Annotated in this window: 20 protein-coding genes; 10 read left to right on the top strand and 10 right to left on the bottom strand. The window is 73.1% G+C overall.

What is annotated here, in order from left to right; genetic code table 11:
* Positions 1-95: 95 nt before the first annotated feature.
* Both OHT52_RS10765 and OHT52_RS10760 read right to left on the bottom strand, forming a co-directional pair.
* Positions 96-1481, bottom strand: coding sequence for an LCP family protein (locus OHT52_RS10765; RefSeq protein ID WP_443046547.1), 1386 nt, complete (start codon positions 1479-1481; stop codon positions 96-98).
* A 298-nt stretch (positions 1482-1779) separates the two neighbouring features.
* A complete protein-coding gene (locus tag OHT52_RS10760; RefSeq protein ID WP_328719917.1) occupies positions 1780-2034 on the bottom strand; it encodes a hypothetical protein in 255 nt (84 codons plus the stop codon).
* 359 nt (positions 2035-2393) lie between these two features.
* On the opposite strand from OHT52_RS10760, the gene OHT52_RS10755 reads away from it, so the two are divergent.
* Entirely contained in the window at positions 2394-3413 is a 1020-nt protein-coding gene (locus OHT52_RS10755; protein WP_328719916.1) for an SGNH/GDSL hydrolase family protein, read from the top strand.
* Positions 3414-3511: 98 nt separating this feature from the next.
* On the top strand, positions 3512-4255 hold the full coding sequence (locus tag OHT52_RS10750) for a DUF6193 family natural product biosynthesis protein (protein ID WP_328719915.1): 744 nt from the start codon (positions 3512-3514) through the stop codon (positions 4253-4255).
* Between the two features lie 113 nt (positions 4256-4368).
* On the opposite strand, the gene OHT52_RS10745 is transcribed toward OHT52_RS10750, so the two are convergent.
* Positions 4369-4866 carry an SUKH-3 domain-containing protein gene (locus OHT52_RS10745; protein WP_328719914.1) on the bottom strand — a complete coding sequence of 166 codons (498 nt, stop codon included), beginning with the start codon at positions 4864-4866 and terminating at the stop codon, positions 4369-4371.
* Positions 4867-4876: 10 nt separating this feature from the next.
* Positions 4877-5401: a YwqJ-related putative deaminase gene (locus OHT52_RS10740; RefSeq protein WP_328719913.1), complete on the bottom strand. Its 525-nt coding sequence runs from the start codon at positions 5399-5401 to the stop codon at positions 4877-4879.
* Between the two features lie 235 nt (positions 5402-5636).
* Between OHT52_RS10740 and OHT52_RS10735 the strand changes: the two genes are divergently transcribed.
* The 3 genes from OHT52_RS10735 (at position 5637) to OHT52_RS10725 (ending at position 10182) form a co-directional block, all read left to right on the top strand.
* Entirely contained in the window at positions 5637-6614 is a 978-nt protein-coding gene (locus tag OHT52_RS10735) for an HNH endonuclease (protein WP_328719912.1), read from the top strand.
* A gap of 5 nt (positions 6615-6619) precedes the next feature.
* Positions 6620-9007 carry an SUKH-4 family immunity protein gene (locus OHT52_RS10730; RefSeq protein WP_328719911.1) on the top strand — a complete coding sequence of 796 codons (2388 nt, stop codon included), beginning with the start codon at positions 6620-6622 and terminating at the stop codon, positions 9005-9007.
* 272 nt (positions 9008-9279) lie between these two features.
* Positions 9280-10182 carry a cellulose-binding protein gene (locus OHT52_RS10725; protein WP_328719910.1) on the top strand — a complete coding sequence of 301 codons (903 nt, stop codon included), beginning with the start codon at positions 9280-9282 and terminating at the stop codon, positions 10180-10182.
* A gap of 171 nt (positions 10183-10353) precedes the next feature.
* Here the strand turns inward: OHT52_RS10725 and OHT52_RS10720 are convergent, their stop codons facing one another.
* Together OHT52_RS10720 and OHT52_RS10715 are read right to left on the bottom strand one after the other, a co-directional pair.
* Positions 10354-11649 carry a hypothetical protein gene (locus OHT52_RS10720; RefSeq protein WP_328719909.1) on the bottom strand — a complete coding sequence of 432 codons (1296 nt, stop codon included), beginning with the start codon at positions 11647-11649 and terminating at the stop codon, positions 10354-10356.
* Positions 11650-11959: 310 nt separating this feature from the next.
* Positions 11960-12286: a hypothetical protein gene (locus OHT52_RS10715; RefSeq protein ID WP_328719908.1), complete on the bottom strand. Its 327-nt coding sequence runs from the start codon at positions 12284-12286 to the stop codon at positions 11960-11962.
* Between the two features lie 125 nt (positions 12287-12411).
* Here OHT52_RS10715 and OHT52_RS10710 point away from each other — a divergent pair, with 125 nt between their 5' ends.
* From OHT52_RS10710 to OHT52_RS10695, 4 genes are all read left to right on the top strand, one after another.
* Positions 12412-13140 (top strand): SMI1/KNR4 family protein, encoded by a 729-nt coding sequence (locus tag OHT52_RS10710; RefSeq protein ID WP_328719907.1) that lies wholly within the window; start codon positions 12412-12414, stop codon positions 13138-13140.
* Between the two features lie 270 nt (positions 13141-13410).
* Positions 13411-14277: an AraC family transcriptional regulator gene (locus tag OHT52_RS10705; protein WP_328719906.1), complete on the top strand. Its 867-nt coding sequence runs from the start codon at positions 13411-13413 to the stop codon at positions 14275-14277.
* Positions 14278-14315: 38 nt separating this feature from the next.
* On the top strand, positions 14316-14756 hold the full coding sequence (locus OHT52_RS10700) for a hypothetical protein (protein ID WP_328719905.1): 441 nt from the start codon (positions 14316-14318) through the stop codon (positions 14754-14756).
* Between the two features lie 76 nt (positions 14757-14832).
* On the top strand, positions 14833-15267 hold the full coding sequence (locus OHT52_RS10695; protein ID WP_328719904.1) for a VOC family protein: 435 nt from the start codon (positions 14833-14835) through the stop codon (positions 15265-15267).
* 38 nt (positions 15268-15305) lie between these two features.
* Here the strand turns inward: OHT52_RS10695 and OHT52_RS10690 are convergent, their stop codons facing one another.
* From OHT52_RS10690 to OHT52_RS10675, 4 genes are all read right to left on the bottom strand, one after another.
* Positions 15306-16916 carry a sodium/solute symporter gene (locus OHT52_RS10690; protein WP_328719903.1) on the bottom strand — a complete coding sequence of 537 codons (1611 nt, stop codon included), beginning with the start codon at positions 16914-16916 and terminating at the stop codon, positions 15306-15308.
* On the bottom strand, positions 16913-17395 hold the full coding sequence (locus tag OHT52_RS10685) for a DUF485 domain-containing protein (RefSeq protein ID WP_328719902.1): 483 nt from the start codon (positions 17393-17395) through the stop codon (positions 16913-16915). The genes OHT52_RS10690 and OHT52_RS10685 overlap by 4 nt, the downstream gene beginning before the upstream one ends.
* Positions 17396-17610: 215 nt before the next feature.
* On the bottom strand, positions 17611-19206 hold the full coding sequence (locus OHT52_RS10680; RefSeq protein WP_443046545.1) for an MFS transporter: 1596 nt from the start codon (positions 19204-19206) through the stop codon (positions 17611-17613).
* Positions 19207-19341: 135 nt separating this feature from the next.
* The gene (locus OHT52_RS10675; RefSeq protein ID WP_328719901.1) at positions 19342-20277 is read right to left on the bottom strand and encodes a LysR family transcriptional regulator; all 936 of its coding nucleotides are present in this window, start codon (positions 20275-20277) and stop codon (positions 19342-19344) included.
* A 152-nt stretch (positions 20278-20429) separates the two neighbouring features.
* Between OHT52_RS10675 and OHT52_RS10670 the strand changes: the two genes are divergently transcribed.
* Entirely contained in the window at positions 20430-21719 is a 1290-nt protein-coding gene (locus OHT52_RS10670) for an MFS transporter (protein WP_328719900.1), read from the top strand.
* The last annotated feature ends 30 nt before the right edge of the window (positions 21720-21749 follow it).

The raw sequence follows: 21749 nt of genomic DNA, 5'->3' as shown, positions 1-21749 counted from the left end.
TTCCGGCGCACCGGTCGCGTCCGCGCTCCGGGGCCCGCCCGGCTTGGCTCCGGGGGCGCGGTGATGTGTGCCGAACGGTGCCGCCCGGCCGGGCGTCAGCCGGTGAGGTCCGGGAAGTCGGGGCCGATGACCAGGGTGATGCCCGCGCCGGTGTCCGGTGCGGCGGGGGTCGGGGTGAGGCCGGGCAGGCGTCCGGCGAGGGACTTGGCCCGGTCCGCCTGGTCCGGGGTGTAGGTGAGCGTGGTCTTGTCGACGTGGGCGGGGGCGTTGCCGGTGGCCGCGATCTGGAAGCCGAGGGCGCGGAGCGCTTCGGCGACCTCCACGGCCTTGCCCCGGGTTCCGGTTCCGTTGAGGACGGTGACGTGGACCGTACCGGCCGCCGCCGGCAGTTCGGCGACGGCCGCCTTGAGGGCGGCCGGTAGCGTCTCACGGTCCTCGTTCATGGCGGTGAACAGATCCCGGGCCGCGGGCTGTTGCCAGGACACGTTCGCCTTGTCCGTCGGTATGTCGCGCTCACGTGGGTAGTTGGGGACGGTCAGGAAGGAGATCCGGTCGGCCGGTATGCCCTTGATGCTGTCGGCCAGGCTGTAGAGGGGCTTGATGCCATCGAGTTCCGGGTCGGTGGTCAGCGACTTGGTGGCGGAGTCGAGGAAGCCGTACAGCGCGGTGGGGTTGTACAGCTTGGACTTGGCGCGGGCGGCCAGGGACTTCATGAACTCCTGCTGGCGGCCGATGCGGCCGATGTCCGAGCCGTCGCCGATGCTGTAGCGGGCGCGTACGTAGCCCAGGGCCTTGTCGTCCCGGACGAGTTGGCATCCTGCCTTCAGGTCGAGGTGGGCCTTGCTGTCGTGGATGTCCTCCTTCGGGCAGACCTCCACGCCCCCGAGCGCGTTGACCATTCCGGTGAAGCCGCGGAAGTCGGCGATCAGGAAGTGGTCGATGCGCACATGGGTGTTGGCTTCGACGGTCTTGATGGTGCAGGCGGCGGCCTGGGCCTTGTCGCCGGTGGAGCCGCCGATGGCGTACGCCTCGTTGATCTTGAAGTGGTGCGGCTCGGTGGCGGGGCCGTCGCCTTGTGCGCAGGACGGTATCCGCACCCAGGAGTCACGGGGGAACGAGACGACGGAGGCCCACTTCCCGTCCCCGCCGGTGTGCAGCAGCATCAGGGTGTCGGACTGCATCGTGGTGAGGTTCTTGCCGTAGGCGTCGCCGAGTCCCTCTCTGCTGTCCGAGCCGATGACGAGGATGTTCTGGCCCCCGGCCGCGGCCTCGGGGCGGTCGCCGCCCAGGGCGTCGTCCACGTCGACGCCCGTGATGTTGCCGCTGAGGTGGGAGTACATCCAGCCGCCCGTACCCGCCGCGCCCAGGACGAGGACGGACGCGGCTATCGCGATCCACCGTCCCGTACGCCGGCCGGTACGCCGTCGGCGCCGTCCTTCGGAGGGCGTGGGAGTGGCGTTCGCCCTGCGTTGTCCTGACACGACGTGCTCCTTCGCTGTGCGCGCGGTGATCCCGCGCGGATGGAGAGAGATCCGGGCCCTGAAGGCTGTCCCGCCGGCCGAGGCCAGTGATGGAGCGGCCGAATACGTGGACGACTCCGCCGGGTGCGTAGACGCCGCGGGGTCGCCGAACCGTTCCACCGTCCCGCACCGGGGGGCCGTGCTCTTCGTCACCGACCGGGTGGCGTCGCGCCGGATGTCCCGGCAGGGGGCCCGCCCGGTGTTCCGTCCGGCGCGGAAGCCGTGTCTCCCGCGAGGGGAGGGCCGGGGCGCGACCCCGTCAGCCGGAGACCGGACGCTCACGGCGCCGGCGCAGCACCCGTACGGGAACCGTCCATAGCCATGCGACGGCGACGACGCCGGCGGCGGCCGCGCCTGCGGGCTGGTGCCACCAGCCCGGATCGCCGGGCCGGTAGACCTCGTCGCCGCCGGAGTCCACGGCGGCGCGTGCCGAGCCGGCCGGAGCGTCGTCCACCCCCGCCATCCGTACCCGGTGCCGGACCGGCGCCTCGTCGTCGGGACGGAAGTCGCCCACTTCCTCGCAGCCGCGGCGGTCGCACGTCGGTCGCGTCGCGGTCCATGTGCCGAGGTGTCCCCTGCCCTGGTGGGCGGCTCAGCGGGGTCCGGTCGCGACGGCGAGTGCGATGCAGGCGACCACGGCTCCGGGGCCGGCCACGCAACGCCACCAGAGCCGCCACCGGCCCGCCGCACGCAGGTGCATGGTGGGCAATGTACGGCCCCGGCGGCCGGTCCGGAACGGGGCTTGCGGACCGCGCGTGCGAGCGGTGGCCGACCGGAGCCGGGCGACGGGGGCGACTCTGGCCGTGCGTAGCCGCTTCGTCGCGCAACGTAGTATCCGTGAGCTCCTGTTGTCGCTCCACGGAAGGAACTCGCGTGCGCAAGACCGCTGCTGCCGCGCTCGTCGTGCTCGGGCTGTGGGTGACGGCCGCCGCCCCGGCTCCCGCCGCCGCCCCGGCTCCCGCCTCCGTCACCGCCGTGCCCGCGGTGGAGACCGTGTTCATCGGTGACTCCTCCACCGCCAACTTCGGCATCGCCCCCACGCGCGGCCCGGAGGGGTGTCTGCGGTCCGCCGGGAACTACCCGGTCAAGACCGTCGAGCGGCTCGCCTCCGCCGGTGTCCGGCTCGACGTCCGGGGTGACGTGTCCTGCGGGGGTGCCGAGATCCGCCACGTGTGGGACGCGCAGAGCCTCGCGCCGTCCGGTGGGGGGCGGGTCGCCCCGCAGGCTGCCGCGATCGGGCCGGACACCGCGCTGGTGGTCGGCAGCGTCGGCGGCAACACCGCCGGGGTCGCGAGCATCCTCAAGCAGTGCTCCCGACGGCTCAGAGGGGCCGAGGGGTTGCTGATGCCCGCCGATCCGGTGGACGCCTCCTCGCCGGCCTCGGAGTGCCCGGCGTTCTTCGCGGGGGAGGGGGCGGAGTGGCTGGAAGGGCGCATGGCGGCCGTCCGTGCGGACTTGGGCCGGATGTTCGCGCGGGTGCGGGAGGAGTCTCCCCACGCCCGCGTGGTGCTGGTCGGTTACCCCCGGCTGGTGCCCGCCGACACCGGGCGGTGCCTCGCCGAGGTCCCGGGCGGGACGGAGAAGCCGTTCGCCGACATCGGGCAGGACGCCCTGGCGTTCCTCGACGCCGGAGTGCAGCGCCCCCTCGACGCCCTCATGAGGGAGGCGGCCGAGGAGGCGGGGGCGGCCTTCGTCGACCTCTACGCCCGGACCGGCGCCACGACCGGGTGCGACGGCGGCCGGCGCGGTGTCGGCGCCCTGCTGGAGAGCTCCGAGGTGCGGTACGGAGGCCGTGAACTGCCCTGGTACGTCCACCCGAACCGCACCGGCCGCGACATCCAGGCGGCGGCGGTCGCCGACGCCATCGAGCGGCTGCTCGCCGAACGGCGTTGAAGGCGGCGCAGGTTGGGCGCCTGGCGGGGGGTGCGGGCCGGCTTCGCCCGCTCGTCGGCGGACCGCGGTGGCCGGACGGTTCTGCCACACTCGGTCGTATGACCGAGAGGCTCCCCGTGGGTGCTGCACCGACCGATGTCTCCCATCCGCTGTACACGTACGCGGCCCACTATCCCGACGTGGTGAGGGCGGGCTCCTTGCGGAACGCGCTCCAGGCGGCGGCCGACCGCGCGCGCCGCGGTCTCTGGTACGGGCTCACCTCGTCACCGGGCTGGCGCCATGTGGCGGCGAAGGTGGTGGCCGACGGCCGCGAAGCGACCGTTCTGCTCGTCGGCGCCGACGAACGCACCTTCGTGGTCGACTGCTGGGCCCGTGGCATCCACATGGCGACGGGTCGTACGCAGGACCTGGCGGCGGTCGCCGGCGCGACGGGCTCCTGGGCCGGAGGGGTCAGGGTGCGCGAACTCACGGAGCAGTGGTCCTTCTTGAGCACCTGGGATCTCGCCGAGGCCCATGAGCGCGGCGAGGCCGTACCGGCACGCTGGCAGTCGATGCGCAGGTACAGGCACAGGCACGGGACCGACTGGCAGGACCTGGTCGAGGCCGCCTTCGCAGAACCGAGGCTGCGAGCCCTGTCGCCGGGGTCGTCCGTGGGCCGTCTCACCTTCAGCCGGCGGGTCACGCCGCCCATCTGCACGGACCTGCCGAGCATCCGGCCGCTCGGCGAGGGGCGCTTCGAGGTGAGGTTCGCCGACGGACGGGTACCTCGGGCGGACGGCGCGACGGCGGCCGTCGCGGCGGCCCTGGCCGGTCTGCCCGACGACGCAGTTCCGCATCCGTAGACCGATCCGCAGCAGGCGGGCATGCAGGCAAGCGGGCAGCGGGGGCGGGCAGGCGGGCAGCAGGGGCGGTCGGGCAGGCGGGCAAGCGGGCCGTCCGGCTTCCGCCCGGCCCTTCAGCCCGATGTCAGCCGGGTCGGCTGCACCCCCGTGAGCAGGGTGTTCAGGGCCCGGTCGATGTCCGCGCCGAGGAACCAGTCGCCGGTGTGGTCGATGCTGTAGACGCGGCCCTCGCTGTCCATGGCGAGGATCGCCCGCCCCTCGCTCTCCTGTCCCAGCGGGCTGATCTCGGTGGCCAGCGCGCGGCCGAGGTCGCCGAGGGTGCGGGCGAGGTGGAGGCCGCCGAGCGGGTCGATCCGCACGGAGGCGGGGGCGATCTGCCGGCCGGGGCCGGGCGCGAGGATGTGCAGGTTGCCGAACTCCGCCCAGGCCTCGACCACGGCAGGGAACACCGCGTGCTCGTGTCCCGCCGGTGAGGTGTGGGCGCGCAGGGCGTCGGCCCACTCCTCGGCCTGCCGGATGATCCAGCGGCCGGGCTCCCAGCCCGCCGTGCGCAGGGCCTTCTCCACGACGGGGGTGAAGCGGGTGGAGGTGTGCTGGTTCGGATCGTGCATCGGGGTGCCGTCAGCCCTTCTCGGCCGTGGTGGCCGCGCCGTTGGCCGTGAGGTCGACGGGGCGTACGCCGAAGTGGGCGAGCATCACCGTGCAGGAGCGACAGGGCGCCGCGTAACTTCCGTGGCCGGGGTCGCCGTCCTCGCGGATGTGGCGGGCGGTGAGCCGGCCGTGCTTGAGCGCGCGCCGGGCCTCACCGCTGGTGAGGGGTTTGCGCTGGGCGCGCTTGGACCGGGTCCCCTCGGCGGCGGTGAGCTGCCGGGAGAGGAGTATCGCCTCGGGGCAGCGGCCCGTGAAGCGTTCGCGCTGGCTGGTGGGCAGGGTGTCGAGGAAGTCCTGCACGAGGTGGTGCAGGACGGGTGGCTGGTCCCCCTTGCCGGCGGTGCAGGTGAGCGTCTCGCCGCGCAGGGACAGCGCGGCGGCCACGGCCGGCAGGATGCCGTCGCGTCGGTGGTGCAGCCGGGGGGTGCGGCTGGAGTCGGTGGTGCTCCAGCTGAGGCGCGGATCCCCGGAAGTGACTGTCTGTACGTCGTGCATGGCGTCGATTTCCTCCCGTGCAATCCCCCGAGTTGCGGGGGACAGCCTGCCAAATGTGTCGGACGGTGGGGAAGCTGGGGCGGTATTGGGTGCAGCGTGTCGCTCAAAGCCGCCCAACCGTCGCTCTTCCGTCACCTCCGTGTGACGGTCGGTGACGGCCGCGGAGGGACGGTTCGGCCTGTTGCGCCACCGCATAGGCTGTGCGGAACACCGGACGCAGCAGGGGGCAACCGCCATGACGACAGGTCGGCTCGGGCAGCAAGCCGCGCCACCGAACGCGGCCTACGCCGGGCAGGTCGTGCACTTCCCGGACCCGGTCCGGGCGTCGCGCCACCCGAGGGGTGTTCGGATCGACGCGAACGGCCATCCGGACTTCTCCCCGTACGCGCGTGCGGCCGCCGAGATCGCCGATCCGCCTGAGGGTTTCGGCGTCGACGAACTCCGGCTCACGGACTACGTGTCGGCCAATGCCGCGCTGGCGGCGACCGGGCACGAGCTGTGGGACACGATCCCGGCGGTGGCGACCCCGCACGGCTGGACCTGGCACCACGTGTCGGGCAGCCGGCGGATGGAGCTCGTACCGGTCGACGTGAAGGCGTTGTTGCGCCACCACGCCGGACTGTCGACGACCCCGGTGGACCACGAGCGGCGCGGCACCCGGCCGTTGCAGGGCACCAAGCCCGCGCACTTCCGGCTGCCGAAGGGGGCCGTCGCGGTGTCCGAGACGCAGATCCTCGGCGCGGAGGAGGACTTGGGCTACCGGCTGCCGGGCGCGTACCGCTCGTTCCTGAAGGCGGCGGGCGGCTCGGCCCCGGCGGGTACCGCGCTCGATCCCGAGCTGGGGCTGCTGGTGGACCAGCCGTTCTTCACGGTGCGCGAGGAGGCGGCGGTCAACGACCTCGTCTACGTCAACAAGTGTCTGCGGGACCACTTCACCAAGGACTTCCTGGGCATCGCGTTCGTCCAGGGCGGCCTGCTGGCGGTGAAGGTGAGGGGCGACGGCATCGGTTCGGTCTGGTTCTGCGCGTACGACGACGCGCGCGACCGGAACGAGATGACGGTGCAGGAGCGGTCCGACCGGCTGATGGTGCAGTGCGGCGCGGACTTCGACGCGTTCCTCCAGCGGCTCGCGGGCAGCCCGCAGGAGCTGGACACGGTGGCGAACCTGATGGTGGACGGCGGCTTCGCGCGTGCCGTCCCGGTGGAGGGCTGAGCGCGATGGTGACGTTCGCACAGGCGCAGGAGCGGGCCGACGAGTGGGTCAACGGTGACGTGCCCGCCTACCAGCACCGGGAAGTCCGGGTCCGCGAGTTCGAACTGGGCTTCGTGGCGTGGGCGGAAGACCGCCCGGAGGGCCCCGTCTCGGACGGCGGCCGTCAGCGGCTGGTCATCGCCCGCGACAGCGGCGAGGCCACGCTGTGGCCGGGACTGCCGGTGGGCGAGGTGATACGGCGTTACGAGGAGGAGTACGGCTCCCCGGCGGACGCGGTGCCCGCGCCCCGGCCGCCCGCGCGCATCGACCTGAACCAGACGTCCTTCTTGCTGACGCCGCCGGAGTGGCTCCAGGAAGCGGCCGACAAGCTGGGCATTCCGGACCACAGGCGCGAGCCGTCCGACGCGGTTCCGGACGGCTCCGGCGGTGCCGGGGCGGTCCCCGCGCAGGCGAGCGGGGAGGGTGCGGTGAACGACGCGGTGAACGACGCGGTGCCGGTGGCGCCCGCCGCTCCTTCCGCTCCGCCCGCGCCGTCGGTGCCGTTCTCCGCGCCCTCCGTCGCGACCTCGCACGCGCAGGACTCCGGGGCGACGCCGTGGCCCGCCCGGCAGCAGCCTGAGGACCACGAGCCGACCGCCTCGGACGGGGTGCCCGCGACGGGCTCGCCGGTCGCCGCCGCCGTGCCGGACGGCGCCACGCCGTGGGCGGGTACGGACACCAACCGCGACTCGGACGACGCGGCGGTCCCGCTGCCCGCCACCGTGTTCGCGCCGCCGCTCTCGGGCGCCGACGACGAGGGCGCGCCCGCGCCGGTGGTTTCCGCCGACGCCCCGACCGCGCTGATGTCGGGCGGTGCGCCGGGGCGCAGGCGGGTGCCGGGCGTCCCTCCGGGGGCCGAGGACATCGCGAACGCCGCGACCAGCAAGGCCGCCGTCCCGCCGCGCGGCCCCCGCCCCGGTTCCGTACCGCCCCCGCCGAGCGCCCCGGGCATCCCGGGCGCGCGCCCCGGCGCGGTCCCGCCGCCCTCGGGTCCGGGCGCGCCCGGTGTGCCCGCCGCCGGTTACGTACCGACGCAGATGGCCCCCGCGATCGGCCTGGGCGGCGCTCCGGGGGTTCCCGCCCCGCCCGGTCCGCCCGGTCCGCCCGGCGCTCCTGGGGTGCCTGGTGCTCCGGGGGTGCCTCAGCCGCCTGCCCCGCCCGGTCCGCCCGGTCCGCCCGGGGTTCCGGCGCCTCCCGGTCCGCCCGGAGCGCGTGGCGACGTGCACCACGCCGAGACGGTGTTCGCCGCGCCCCCGGTCGGCGCCCCGGTCGGCCCGCCCGGCCCGCCGCCCGGCGTGCCCGGTGTGCCCGGGGCGCCTGGTCCCGGGGCCGTGCCTCCGCCGCCGCCCGCGTACGGCTATCCGCAGCAGCCCGCCCAGCCGCCGACCGTGGGCCCCGGCTACCAGGCGGTGCTGCGGTACCGCGCGCCCGACGGCAGCGAGCAGCAGCTCATCCGCCGTTCGGCGCCGGGCACCCCGCACCCGGAGTGGCAGATGCTCTACGAGTTGCGGGGCATGAACGTGCCGCCGCAGCAGGTCATCGAACTCCACACCGAGCTGGAGTCCTGCGAACTGCCCGGTGGCTACTGCGCGCGGATGATCCGCGAGATGTGGCCGCAGGTGCGGATCACCAGCGTCGCCCCGTACGGCACCGACCACGCGAGCCGTCAGCAGGGCATGCGGCACCTCCTCACCCATCAGGGTGAGCTGCACCAGGTGGCGGACGGCCCGGCGCGGCCCGCCCCGGTGCGGGCGCCGCTGCCGCCGGTGCAGCCCGCGCCGCCGGTCGGGCCGGAAGGGGTGGCCGAGGAGCTGCTCCAGGCGTTCGGCCCGCAGGGTGTGCTCCGGTTCGACGAGCGGTCCGTGTCCCGCCAGGGCGTACCGGAGACGGTGGGTCGGACCCTGGTCTGGGCGGGGCTGCCCGCCGATTTCGGGCCGTTCTTCTGGGCCCAGCCCGGTCAGCCGGTCGTCCCGACGCTTGCCGAGCTCGCCGCGCAGCGCCAGGTGCGGCCCGCGCCGGACGCGGGGGCGTACCTCGTGATGGGTACGGACTTCGGCCGGGCGATCTGCGTCCAGTACGGCACGGCGAACATCGTGGCCGTGCCGGTGGAGGCCGGCCCGGGCGGGCAGTCGGTGCTGCCGCAGTTCGTGAACACGGGGCTGCCGGAGTTCGTCCGGTCCATGGCCCTGCTCGGGCGGATGTGGCGGCTGCGGTACGGGCTGAACCCGGAGCAGGCCGGCCGCTGGACCGTCGATTTCCAGGCGCAGCTGGCCGCCCTGGACCCGGCGGCGCTGGCGTCGCCGGAGAGCTGGTGGTCGGTGCTGCTGGAACAGATGTGGGATGGCTTGATCTGATCCCTCCGCCGCGCGAGGTCGCCGGAAACGGCACACGCTGAGACGCCTGACCCCTTGTTCTTCTGTTCGAAGGGGCGGGCGTCTTCGCGTGTCCGGCCCGCTTCGGCCGGGTATTCCTTGGGGTGTTTGCGGTGGGCGTTCGCGAACGCCGCCGGGCTGTGACGCCGGTCGCTTCCGTCCGGAAAGCGGCTGATCGATTCCGACTTCCGGCCCAATTGCCGCATCCTTGACCTCAGGATCGATGGCGGCGTGCGGAAGAGAGGGCTTCAGGGATGAGTGCTGCACCGGTGTCCGGACATGGCTTCGTGGGGGGACGAGGACGTGGTTACCGCCCGGAGCAGGTGGATCGTTTCGTCGCCGCACTCTCGGCCGAGCGGGACGCGGCCCTGGACCAGCTCTCCCGGCTGTCCGCCCTCGCGGAGGAGCTGGCGGCCGAGTCGGCCCGGCTGGCCGACCAGGTGGCGGGCCTCGCCCCGCAGACGTACCAGGAGCTGAGCGAGCGCGCCCGGTCGATACTGGCCCTCACCGAGGAGGAGGTGGCCGAGTCCGGTGCCGCCGCCCAGGAGGCCGCGCAGGCGCTCCGCGACGCCGCCGAGACCGCCGGGCGCGAGGCCCGGGACGCGGCTCGCGCGTACGCCGAGAAGGTACGGACCCAGGCCGGGGAGGACGCCGATAGCATCCTCGCCGAGGCCGGGCAGGCGGCGGCGCAGACCCTGGCGGCGGCGGGCGAGGACGCCGCGCGCATCCGGGCGGAGGGTGAGGAGCTGATGGCCCAGACCCGTGCCCGCACGTCGAGCGTCCTCGCGCACCAGGAGCAGGAGCACGCCGAGCGCCACAAGGTCGCGGAGGCCGAAGTCCTCGCCCGGGAAACCGAAGTGACGACACGTCACGACGAACTGATGGGCCGCGCCGAGGCTGTCCTCGCGGCGGCGTGGCGCGGGCGCACCGAGGCCGAGGAAGCCGCGCGGCACCGCCAGGAGGACGCCGAGGACCGCTCCACCGAGCTCTTCGCCCAGGCCCGGGTCCGCGAAGAGCGGGTGGTCCGCGAGACCGAGCGCATACTGCGCGAACACGAGGTCGCCCGCGAGGAGTTGCACGCCCGCATGACCCACGTGCGCAACTCCCTCGCCGCCCTCACGGGACGCACGCCGAACCCGCCGACTCAGGAGGGTTGAGCGGGGAGCGGTCGAAGGCCCTGCTGCCGTTCTGTCGCCTTTTGTGGCTTTGCGGCTTTGCGGCAGATGACGGGCGACAGGGGGCCAGGGCGACCGGTCGGCCGCGGCCGCTCGACATCGAAACACGCCCAGTGCCCGCGTCGCGCCCTGCCGACGGGTTGCGGGAGGTGCTCAGGCGAGTGAGGTCGCGCGCGCCCAGGGCTGTCTGCGGGCCGAGAACCTCGGGCTTCTGGTGGGGGCGGCGGCCCGTGCTTCCCTGCTCTCGCGGAGAGCGGTACGCATCGACGCGATCGAACCGGTGGCGGCGTCGGCGGTGTGCTCGGGCGCCGGGCCGTCCGGGTCGGCGCACTCCTGGCACGAGCCCGGTTCCGCCGCGCGGAACGCTCGCTCGCAGCCGCCGTCGCAGGTCTGCCAGGGAAGTCGCGCCACCGGCGACGGGGCGTCAAAGGGCCTGCTCAGATCCTCTGTTGCCTCGACCCGGGTGGTGCGCGAAGGCATCGGGAGCGGCATGGGCCGGTCGCGGAGGCGGTAGGCGAGGATGCGGGCCGGGCGGGCACGGAGGGGCGTCGGCAGTGTGGCGGTCAGGGTGGAGGTGATCGTCGCGGCATCCACCCCGTGGGCGAGCCAGTCGGCAACGGCGGGCGCCAGCTTGCTCACTTCGCGCCGGGACAGGATCAGCCGGGAATCGACGATACGCAGCGAGGCGAGGATCACCACCGCCTGCGGGTCGACACCGGTGATGCCGAGGGGGGAGTCGTCCTCGACGTCGGCCTCGTCCGCCCGAGTGGGGCGAACGAGGGTGTCGGCGCTCATCTCCGGGTCCGCGTCCGGGGCGGTGCTGGTGGCTGTGGTCGTGGCTGCGGCGGCTGTGGCGTCGGCATCCGGGTCGGCCGGGGTCGTCGCCGTGGCCGTCGCCGGGTTCGTGCCGGGGGGCGTTTCGGGGGCCGGGGCGGTCGGCTCCTCGGCTGGCGGACGAGGGGCGGGCAGCAGCGGTCCGTGTGGCTCCGGCGCGGGAGGGTCCGGTACGCGCGGCTCCGGCGCGGGCACCACCGGTACGGGCACCACCGGTACGGGCGGCACCCGGTTCGGCGCCTCCGACTCCGGTAGCCGCAGCTCCGGGACCGTACGGAAGAAGGTGCGGGTACGGATGATGCCCCCGGCCCAGCGCTCCTTGCGGCGGACCAGATACCCCGCGTGCTCCAGCTCCCGCAGGGCTCGGGAGAGGGTGATCCGGCCCTCGTCGAAGTGGGCGCAGAGCGCGTCCACGGTCACGGGGGCGCCGTCCGGCAGCGACAGGATGTACGCGCCGACGCCCACCGCGACCGCGCTGCCCCGGCGTTGGGCGAGGGCGTTGTGCAGGATCGTGAAGTCGGAGGTCAGCCGCGTGCGGACATGGGTCACCCCGGAGGGTGGGTGCGCGGGCCCTGAACGGGCGCGCGGGGGCGCGATAAAGTCGGTTCCAGCCATGGGGAAGGTCCTTTGCTTCCTGAGTGGTCAGACCCCCGGCTGGGATTGCCGTCCCGTCCGGGGGTCGCTCTGCGTATGAAGTCGTTGCGCTGAACGTAACCGCCCGAACTGCCCCAGAGCAACCAAGTCACCCGCACGGGTGATGACAAGGAGGGGAGGGAGGGGGGTCAGTTCTGTCTACCGGTCCTTTGAGGAGTCCGCCGACCCACCGGAGTGCGGATTCCTGCCGCCCGGTGAGGCGGTCTGCGGCAGGCCGATGTCCGGTGACGCGGGCTGAGTTGGCGAGCCCGGGGGGTGTGAGGGGCATGGCTCAGTCGCGCAGGGACTCCGCGTACTCGACGGCCCTGTCTAACTGCGCCGCGGTGAGCCGCCGTACGTCCCAGATGAGTCCGGCCACTTCGCCGGGACGGGGGCCGGTCGACCGGGGGTTGGCAGGGGTGATGCCGGTCAATGCCGCCAGATCCTCGCCGGAGACGTCGAGAACGGCACAGAAGTCCGCGAGGAGTTCAGCGGTGAGCGGGACCGTTCCGCGCCCGATCCCTCCGTAGGTGGCGGCCGACCAGTAGCGGCCCGTGGCCGCGAGGAGCGTCTGCGCGGTGGCGGTCCACCCGAGGTTGCGGTTCCGTGCCAGTCGCATGAGCAGCGCCCCGGGTGTGTCGGGGTACTGCTCGAAGGGTGGCGGTGAGGTCGGGGCGGGGAGAGCCGGGCCGTAGTCCCGTCCGGGCTCTGATCCGAGAGGGTGGGGCCGGTAGCCTCGTCGGCATGCCGCACGGTCTCGATGTCTCGGTGGCGCTGCGAGGCGGAGTGCGTACGCGCGCCCATGCCTGGGACTTCGTGCGCTGGTTCGCCGACGCCTGGGTGGGGCGCCCGCTGGAGCCGGAGGACGGCTTCGGCGAGGCCGAGTTGGTCGCTGTGGAGGACGAGTTGGGCTTCCGTCTCCCGGCAGCCCTCCGCGAGGGGTACGCCCTGTTCGGGCGCCGGGCCGACCTGACTCGGCAGCAGGACCCACTCCTCCCGGTCACCGGGCTCCACGTGGACGACGCTTTGGGTGGCGTGCTGGTGCTCCGCCACGAGAACCAGGGCTGCGCCCAGTGGGCGATTCCCCTGGCCGGGATCGACCAGGACGATCCGCCGGTCGTGGTGGAATCGTGTGACGGCTGGGTTCCGTTCCTCGACCGGATGTCCGTCGCGTGGGTCGAACTCGCTCTGAGTGAATCGCTCTTCGGGGCGGACGACCTCGGCCTCTACGATGCCTGTGAGCTGCCGGACGCGTTGCTGCCGGGCCTCCGCGAGCGCTATGCCCGAGTGGATCTGCCCGACCACCCCATGTGGGCGTCGGGGGCCGACTCGCCCGTACGCTGGTACGCGGCACCTGGCCGGCTGGTGCGCCGGGACGGCGTGCGGGACCACACGTGGATCCACGCGCGCGGGCGTACGGCCGCCGACCTCGAAACCCTGCGCCGGGATCTCCCGGGACCGTGGGTGCGCTGAGACCGATGACGGCCCTGCCCCGTGCGCAACGTACGTCAGGGTGCAGGAGATCGGCCAACTCCTCCATCCGCATCAGAGGTGACGGTTTCGGCCGCACTGTTCTCCGTCCGGCTCCGGTCCGCCCAGGAGCCTCGGCACGTCGCTGTGGCAATACCAGGTTCCGCGAATCGGGTGGCCCCGCCGCACCCGACACCATCGGGCACAGGATGTCGGGTGCGGTGTGATGGGCTCCTCCTAGCGTGGTGAACGTCAAGAGGAGGGACACCGGGCATGCTGGAGCGGCTGAACCAGGCCATGGAGCACATCGAGCTCCACCTCGATCAGGCGATCGACGTGGGCGAGCTGGCCCGTATCGCGGCGACCTCGGAGTACCACCTGCGCCGGATGTTCTCCGCGCTGGCGGGCATGCCGCTGTCGGAGTACGTACGGCGCCGGCGGCTCACCCTCGCGGGGGCCGAAGTGCTGGCGGGCCGGGAGACGTTGCTGGAGATCGCGGTGCGGTACGGCTACGGCTCCGGCGAGGCGTTCGCGCGGGCGTTCCGGGCCATGCACGGCATCGGGCCGGGCGAGGCCCGGCGCACCGGGGCCGCGCTCAACTCCCAGTCCCGGATGTCCTTCCGCCTCACCGTCGAAGGAAGTAGCAGCATGCGCTACCGCATCGTGGAAAAGCCCGAGTTCACCGTCGCCGGGTTCAAGGCCCGGGTGCCCCTGGTGCACTTGGGTCCGAACCAGGCGATCATCGACTTCGTCCGAGGGATCGACCCGCAGGCTCTGGAGCGTCTGGAGAAGCTCTCGGACCAGCAGCCCGAGGGCATCGTCGCGGTCTGCGACGACCTCGACCCCAGTCGCGCCGAAGGCACCGAACTCGACTACTACCAGGGCGTGACCACCTCCGGGGAGGTGCCGGCCGGCATGACCGCCCTGGCGGTCCCGGCCGGCACCTGGGCGGTCTTCACCGCCTCCGGGCCGGTGCCGCAGGCCATCCAGGAGCTCTGGCGGGACGTGTACACCGAATGGTTCCCGTCCAACCCGTACCGCAGCCGCCCCGGGCCGGAGATCCTGCGCACCCGGCTGTCCCCGGACAAGACCGAGGCCGAGGCCGAACTCTGGCTCCCGGTGGAGCGCGAGCGGGCCTGAGCGAGAGATCCCGGCGCCGGACGATCGTGCTGGGAATCATGCTCGGGGGAAGCGGCACCGCCACCATCAGCAAGATCGCCGAGCGGACGGGGCAGCACTGGGGTCGCCAAGTCGTCGCCAGGGTGCCCGTCGAGACCTTGCGCCAGATCAACAAGGCCCTCGGCAGGCACTTCATCACGAAGTACGGGACGAAGCGGGGAATCATCGTCCTCGGCCGGGTGGCGTCCTTCGGCATGGGTGCCGTGATCGGTGGGGGCGCCAACGCCGGCCTCGCCGCTCTGGCGGTGCGGGCCGGACGTCGCGCCTTCGGCCCGCCCCGACGTCGTGGTCGTCGCCGACGAGCAGCGCTCCGCCCACGTCCGTGGACCCGCCGGGGTGATTCCGTCCAGGCACCGGCGTTCCGAGTGGTTCGAGCCACCCGGGTGCCGGTCCGGCGCCCCGCACCGCTCCCCGGAAACCCGCTCCCCGGAACGCAGTGACGGCCGTCGACGGACGCCGCAACGCGCCGCGCTGACCACAGCCGTGACGTGGACGGGCGCGGATACCGTGGCACCCATGGAACAGCGCATCAGTCTCGTCACGTTGGGCGTCACCGATCTCGCGCGTGCGCGGTCGTTCTACGAGGCCCTCGGGTGGGTGGGGCAGACGGTTCAGGACACGGTCTTCTACCAGGTGGGCGGCCTCGCGGTCGTGCTCTGGTCCCGCGAGAAGCTCGCGGCCGACTGCGGTCTGGACGACCACGGCCCGGCCGGCTTCGGCGGGATCGCGCTCGCGCAGAACCTCCGGTCGCCCGAAGAGGTCGACGCGCTCATGGCGGTGGCCGAGCGCGCGGGTGCCACCGTCACGCGCCCGGCGGCCACGACGTTCTACGGCGGCTACGCCGGTGTCTTCACCGACCCGGACGGCCACGCCTGGGAGATCGCGCACAACCCGGGCTTCCCGCTCGCCGCCGACGGCTCGCTCACCCTCCCCGACTTCGACAGCCTCTGACCCCGCTGCGGCCCGCCCCCGGCCCCCGGCGACACCCGTCAGCGCCGTGTCGCCGGGGGCGCGCCCGCCAGAATCCACGGCTCGACCTGCTCGTAACGGCGGCGCTCCTCGGCGGCGGGCCGCCGGCCGAGGACCGTACCCAGCCAGCCCGCGAGGAAGCCGACCGGGATCGAGACCAGCCCGGTCGTCGTGTACGGGAACCAGTTCGCGTCCACGTCCGGGAAGACCGCCCCCGGGGTCCCGGAGATCAGGTTGGTGCCCGACATCAGCACCACCACACCGGTGGTGCCCACGATCAGGGTGCAGAGCAGGCCGGTACGCGTGAACCGCCGCCAGAACAGGCTGTAGACGAGCGCCGGAGCGAGCGCCGAGGCACCGACGCAGAACGAGAAGATCGCCAGCGCCTGGACGTTCCAGTGCCGGGCCACGACCGCGAGCACCGTCGCGAGGATGCCGACGCCGATCGCCGCACCCTGGGCGGTCATGATCTCGGTACGGGGAGCGGGGGCGGGCCGGTCCTCGCGAGCCAGACCGTGTGCGAAGAGGTCGTGGGCGAGGGAGTTGGCACAGGCCAGGGTCATTCCGGCGACCGAGGCGAGCAGCGTCAGGAAGATCGCCGTGGTCATCGTCGTGGCGATCAGCGCCCCGGTACGGCCACCGCCCGCGACCACACTGGTCACCTGGAGGATCGCGCTGCTGCCCTGGCTGCCGCCCGCCGAGACGGCACCGTGGCCGACGAGGGCCGCCGCACCGAACCCGATCACGGTGAGGAACACGCAGACGAGGGCCACCGCCGACACCGCCCACGACAGCGAACGGCGCACCGCCCGGGCGCTCTTGACGGCGGACATCCGCATGATGATGTGCGGCAGGCACGCGGCTCCCAGCACCACGGTGAGCTCCGAGCTGATCATGTCGAGGTCGTCGCCCCCGTACTGGAGCCCCGCCCGCAGATACGCGTCCCCGGCCCCGCTGCGCCGTGCGGCGGCGGCGAGCAGCGCACCGGTGTCCCACTGGAAACGGTCCAGGATCAGTACGGAGATGAGCAGCCCCGCTCCGAGGAGCGTCACCGTCTTCATGATCTGGATCAGGGCGGTGGAGCGCATCCCGCCGATCGTCGCGTAGCTGATCATCGCCGCGCCCACGGCGGCGATCGCGCCGGTGCGGAAACCGGAGCTGTCGAAGCCGAGGATGAACGCCAGGAGGTTTCCGCTTCCCGCCAGTTGGACCGCCATGAACGGTACGAGGGCGACGAGCGTGACCGTGCAGGCGGTGATCCGCACCGCGCGCCCGGGGGAGCGGCGGGCGAGTACGTCCCCCAGCGTGAACCGGCCCGCGTTGCGCAGGGGTTCGGCCAGCAGGAACATCAGCAGCATGAGCGAGAGGACCGTGCTCAGCACGAGGACCAGTCCGTCGTAGCCGGTGAGTGCGATGACGCCGGTGGTGCTGAGCACGGTGGCCGCGGAGAGGTAATCCCCCGCGATGGCCAGGCCGTTGCGAAGCGGCGCCAGATCGCCGTATCCGGCGTAGAACTCCTCCAGGTTGTCCCGGTCGGGGCCGGCCAGAACGCAGAGCAGCAGCACGATGGTGGCCACGGCGATGAAGACCACGAGGGACGTCGCCTGCGCGGACTCGTCGAAGCCGGTCATCGGTCGGTACCCCAACTGCTGGGCCGGACCGAGGAGTCGGTGCGCCGGGCGCGTTGGCGCAGCTCGGCGGCGAGCGGGTCCACGGTGCGTCGCGCGGTGTGCTCGTAGAGCACCACGGCCACCAGGGCGATGGGCAGTTGGGCGAGTGCGAGCAGCAGCCCGAGGTTGAGGCCGCCGATCCCGACGTCCCGGCCCATCGCTCCGGGGGCGTACGCGGAGAGCACCAGCAACGCGGTGAAGTAGCCGAGCGCCGTGACCGTGGAGACCCGGCGCAGTACCCGGTACGAGGTACGCAGCCGCCGCAGGTCGCGGTGGCGGCCCGGCGCCTGCGAGCGGGTGCCCGTCGCCACCGGGAAGCGTGACACCGGGGGTTCCGGCGGCGGGGAGCTCTGCCAGGGGAGCAGGTAGTCGCGCTGGAACGGTGGCGGCGGGGGAGGGAGCTCAAGGGGCTCGCGGGGCTCGGGCTGCGCGTGGGACATGGGCAGTGCTGCTCCTTGCACGAGCCGGTACGAGGGGGACTGCAAGGCACACGGACGGGACTGCTGGTGGCATCGTGGCGACGTTACTCACGGGTAGCGAGCGGATGGCGAAGAATGGCCGAACTGCCTCTGCAAATCGGCCAGTTGGCGACCTTGCGCGCGGGCCGGTCGGAATGCGCGACGCACTGCCGGGACGTGAGGAGCGGAGCGGCGCCTCAGCGCCCGCCCGCACCCTGGGCCGGCTCCTCGGCGACCAGCGGGAACCGCTTCGGGGCCACCACGAGCAGGACGAGCAGCGCCAGGGCGGCAGCCGCCGCCGCGCCCAGGTACACGTGGTCGACCGCCGCGTCCACCGCTCGCCGCAGGGTGTCGGCGGCGTGGGCGGTCAGCGCGCCCGGGTCCTCCAGCGCGTGCGAGACGGAGTCCAGGTCACCGGGCAGCCCCGCGGCGGCGGCGCCGTCGAGCCGGGCCGCCAGGGTCGCGTTGGCGACGGCGCCGAAGAGGGCGGCGCCCAGCGACTGGCCGAGCTGGCGGCAGAAGAGGACGGAGGCCGTCGTCGTACCGCGCTCGGCCCACCCCACCGTCGACTGCACGCCCACGATCAGCGGGAGCTGGAAGAGCCCGAGCGAGGCACCGAGGAGCAGCATGATCAGGACCGGCTGCCACACCGCCCCCGGATAGGGGAGCGCCGGGAACGCGAGCAGCACCAGCAGCGCGCCGGCCATGCCGATCATCGCGGTGGAGCGGAACCCGATCCGTCCGTACACCCGGTTCGACAGGGCCGCCGCCACCGGCCAGCTCAGCGTCATTACCGAGAGCACGAAGCCGGCCGGGATCGCCCCGAGCCCGAGCACCGACTGCGCGTAGGTCGGCAGGAACACGGTCGGCGCCACCATCAGCAGCCCCATCGCGCCCAGCGCCAGATTGACCGCCGCGATCGGGCGTCGCCGCCACACCCACCCCGGCACGATCGGGTCGGCCGCGCACCGCTCCACCGCGACCGTCAGCGCGGCGAGCACCACGCTCGCTCCGAACAGGATCAGCGACGGCGCCGAGAGCCAGTCCCAGGCGACCCCGCCCTGGACGAGGGCGGTCAGCAGCAGCGCGGTGGAGGCGAAGATGCCGAGCGCGCCCGCCCAGTCGATCCGGGTCGCCGTGGCGGGGCGCGGGCGGGACGGTTCGTGGAAGTGGCGTACCACCAGCCAGAGCGCCAGGGCGCCGACCGGCAGGTTCACCAGGAAGATCCAGCGCCAGTCCGCGTACGTGGCGAGCAGGCCGCCGATCGCGGGCCCCGCCACGGACGAAGTCGCCCAGACCGTCGATATCTTGGCCTGGATCTTCGGGCGCTCCTTGAGCGGGAAGAGATCTGCCGCGATGGTCTGCACCGTCCCCTGGAGCGCGCCGCCCCCCAGACCCTGGACGACCCGGAAGGCGATCAGCGCCGTCATGTTCCACGCGGAGGCGCAGAGCAGCGAACCCACCGCGAACAGCACGATTCCGGCCACCAGTACAGGCTTGCGGCCGAAGGTGTCGGAGAGCTTCCCGTACACCGGCAGGGTGACGGTCACCGCCAGCAGATAGCCGGAGAACAGCCACGAGAACACCGTGAACCCGCCGAGGTCGCCGACGATCTGCGGCACCGCCGTGGAGACGATCGTGCCGTCCACGGCGGCCAGCGCCATCGCCACCATCAGCGCCGCGACGACTGCCCGGGGCACGGGGGGACGCGGCGGCGTCGCCGGCTCCGGGGTGGTGGCGGGGTCGCGTCCCGCGTCGGTGCCGTCCGGGTTGCTCGTGGCGCCCACAGACATTCCTTCCCCCTGCACGTATCTGCCGGGGAACACTGTCTCATTCCGTTCGGTACGGGTCCGCCGCGCTCTGCGGCGGGCGTCCTCGTGAGCGGGGGTCTTCAGCGTGAGCGGGGGTCTTCAGCGCGGACGGGGTCTTCAGCGCGGAAGCACCCAGTCCGGCACCCAGGTCCCGACGGCGTCGTGGCCGGTCGTCGTGGCGGCGAGGTGGGCGCGGAGAGTGGCCAGCGCCGGGTGGGGGCTGTCGCGGTGCCAGAGGAGCGAGTGCGGGTAGACGGGCGTCGGACCGGTCACCGGGATGCGGCGCAGGCCGTGGCCCGCGGGCCAGATGAGGCGGGAGTGCTCGCCCATGAAGGTGGCCAGGGCCGGGGTGTCGGCGATGGTGTCGAGGAGGGCGTCGGAGCCGAAGTTGGGGCCGGTCGCCTCGATGGTGAGGCCGAATTCGGCGACGAGGTCGTCGTAGTAGGCGGCCCATTCGGTACCGGGGGTGAGACCGGGCATCCAGATCCGGTGCCCGGCGAGCTGGGCGACGGTCACCGACCGGGCGTCCGCCAGTGCGTGGGCGGGGCCGGTGAGGAGCTGGAGCGGCTCGTCGAGGACCCGGACGGAGACGATGTCCTCGGGAAGGGGCCGGCCGGGCGCGGCGACCGCGCGGAAGGACGCGTCGATCGCACCGGACCGGATGGCGGCGACGGCCGTCTCGATGTCGAACAGCATCATCACGTCGAGCTCGATGCCGGGGTGCGCGCGGTGGAAGTCGCGCATCAGGCCCGACTGCGCGCTGCGCGAGGTGATCACGTCGACGCGCAGCGGACGGCGGCCGGGGCGCACGGACGCGCCCGCACGCTCGGCGACGCGCAGCAGCTCGCGCGCGTGGGGCAGGAACGCCCGCCCGTCGATGGTGAGCTCGGCGCCGCGTGGGGCACGGATGAACAACCGCACGCCGAGGGTGCGTTCCAGCGCTGCGACGCGTTTGGAGACGGCCTGCTGGGTGATCGACAGGTCGGCGGCGGCCTGCCGGAACTGGCCCGCTTCCGTGACGGCGACGAAGGTGCGTACTGCTTCGAGGTCCACGCCGACCCACCCTAAGGGCCAAGGCCGTGAACAACCGATGGTTGTGGATTTCCGGCCGATCGGTTGTTTGACCTGCGGTGGTCACGCCCGATTGGCTCTCCTGAGCCAACGCTGGTTTGTTCGAGTGGGACCTTGAGGGGAGTGCGCCGGGCATGGTGGGCAGGAGTCGGTTGGGCCGGAATTTCGGCTGGCTGTGGGCGTCGTACGCGGTGAGCGCCTACGGGTCCGGGCTCGGATTCGGGGCGTTGCCGCTGATCGCCGTACTGGCGTTGCGTGCCGGACCCGCCGAGGTGTCCGCGCTGTCCGCGGTGGGGCCGGCGGTGGGCGCGCTGATCGCGGTGCCGCTCGCGCCGTGGGTGGAGTTCCGGCGCAAGCGCCCGGTCATGATCATGATGGACGTGGTCCGGTTCGCGGCCATGGCGACGATCCCCCTCGCCTACGCCCTCGGACTCCTGGGTCTCGCCCAACTGTTCGTGGTCTCGGCGGTGGTCGCCGCAGCCAAGATCGCCTTCAACGCGGCGAGCGGCGCCTACCTCAAGGGCCTCGTCCGGCCGGACGACCTGCTCGTCGCCAACGCGCGGTTCGAGTCCACGAACTGGAGCTCCATCGCGGTCGGGCCGCCGCTCGGCGGGGCGGCGATCGGCCTGTTCGGGCCGGTCACCACCGTGGTGGCCGACGCGCTCAGCTACCTGCTCTCCGCGCTGGGCATCACCGCGATCCGGGACCCTGATGAAACTCCGCGAACGAGGGGAAAGAGCCCGCTCCGGGCGGGCGCCCTGCTCGACGGCTGGCGGCACATCATGGGCCACCCCGTACTGCGCCCTCTCTATCTCAACCAGGTGTGCGTCGCCGGACTGATCATGGCCACCGAACCGCTGCTGGCCGTACTCCTGCTCCGCACGCTCGGGTTCCCGCCCTGGCAGTACGCCCTCGCCTTCGCCGCCCCCTGCCTCGGCGGCCTCATCGGCTCCCGGGCAGCCCGTCGTGTCGTGCACCGCTTCGGCCGGCACCGGGTCTTCCGGATTGTCGGCACCCTGCGTGCCGTCTGGCTGATCGGCTTGGCCTTCGTCGGTCCCGGCGTCGTCGGCCTCGTCACCGTGATGGCCGTCGAGCTGGCCATCATCGTCCACATGAGCCTGTACGGCCCGGTGCTCGCCACCTACCGGCTCGAACACACCCCCGAGCATCTCGTCGCCCGCACCCTGACCGCATGGTCGATCGGCCAGCAGGCGTCCATCGCCGTGCTCACCGCACTCGCCGGGCTGCTCGCGGACGTCACCGGGCCGCGCACCGCTCTCACGGTCGCGGGACTGCTCATCCTGGCCACACCGCTCCTGCTGCCCCGGGCGACAGTCGACGGACGACCGGGGAGCTCCCGTCTCCGGGGCGAGGGGGGTTACCCCCACCGTCTCCAGGACGAGGCGGATTCCGCGAACCCCTAGGGGAAGCTCCCCCCAGCGCCCAAGGGGACG

The sequence above is a fragment of the Streptomyces sp. NBC_00247 genome, assembly GCF_036188265.1.
In the GTDB taxonomy this organism is placed as follows: Bacteria; Actinomycetota; Actinomycetes; order Streptomycetales; family Streptomycetaceae; genus Streptomyces.
This window is presented reverse-complemented; position numbering and strand designations above follow the sequence as displayed.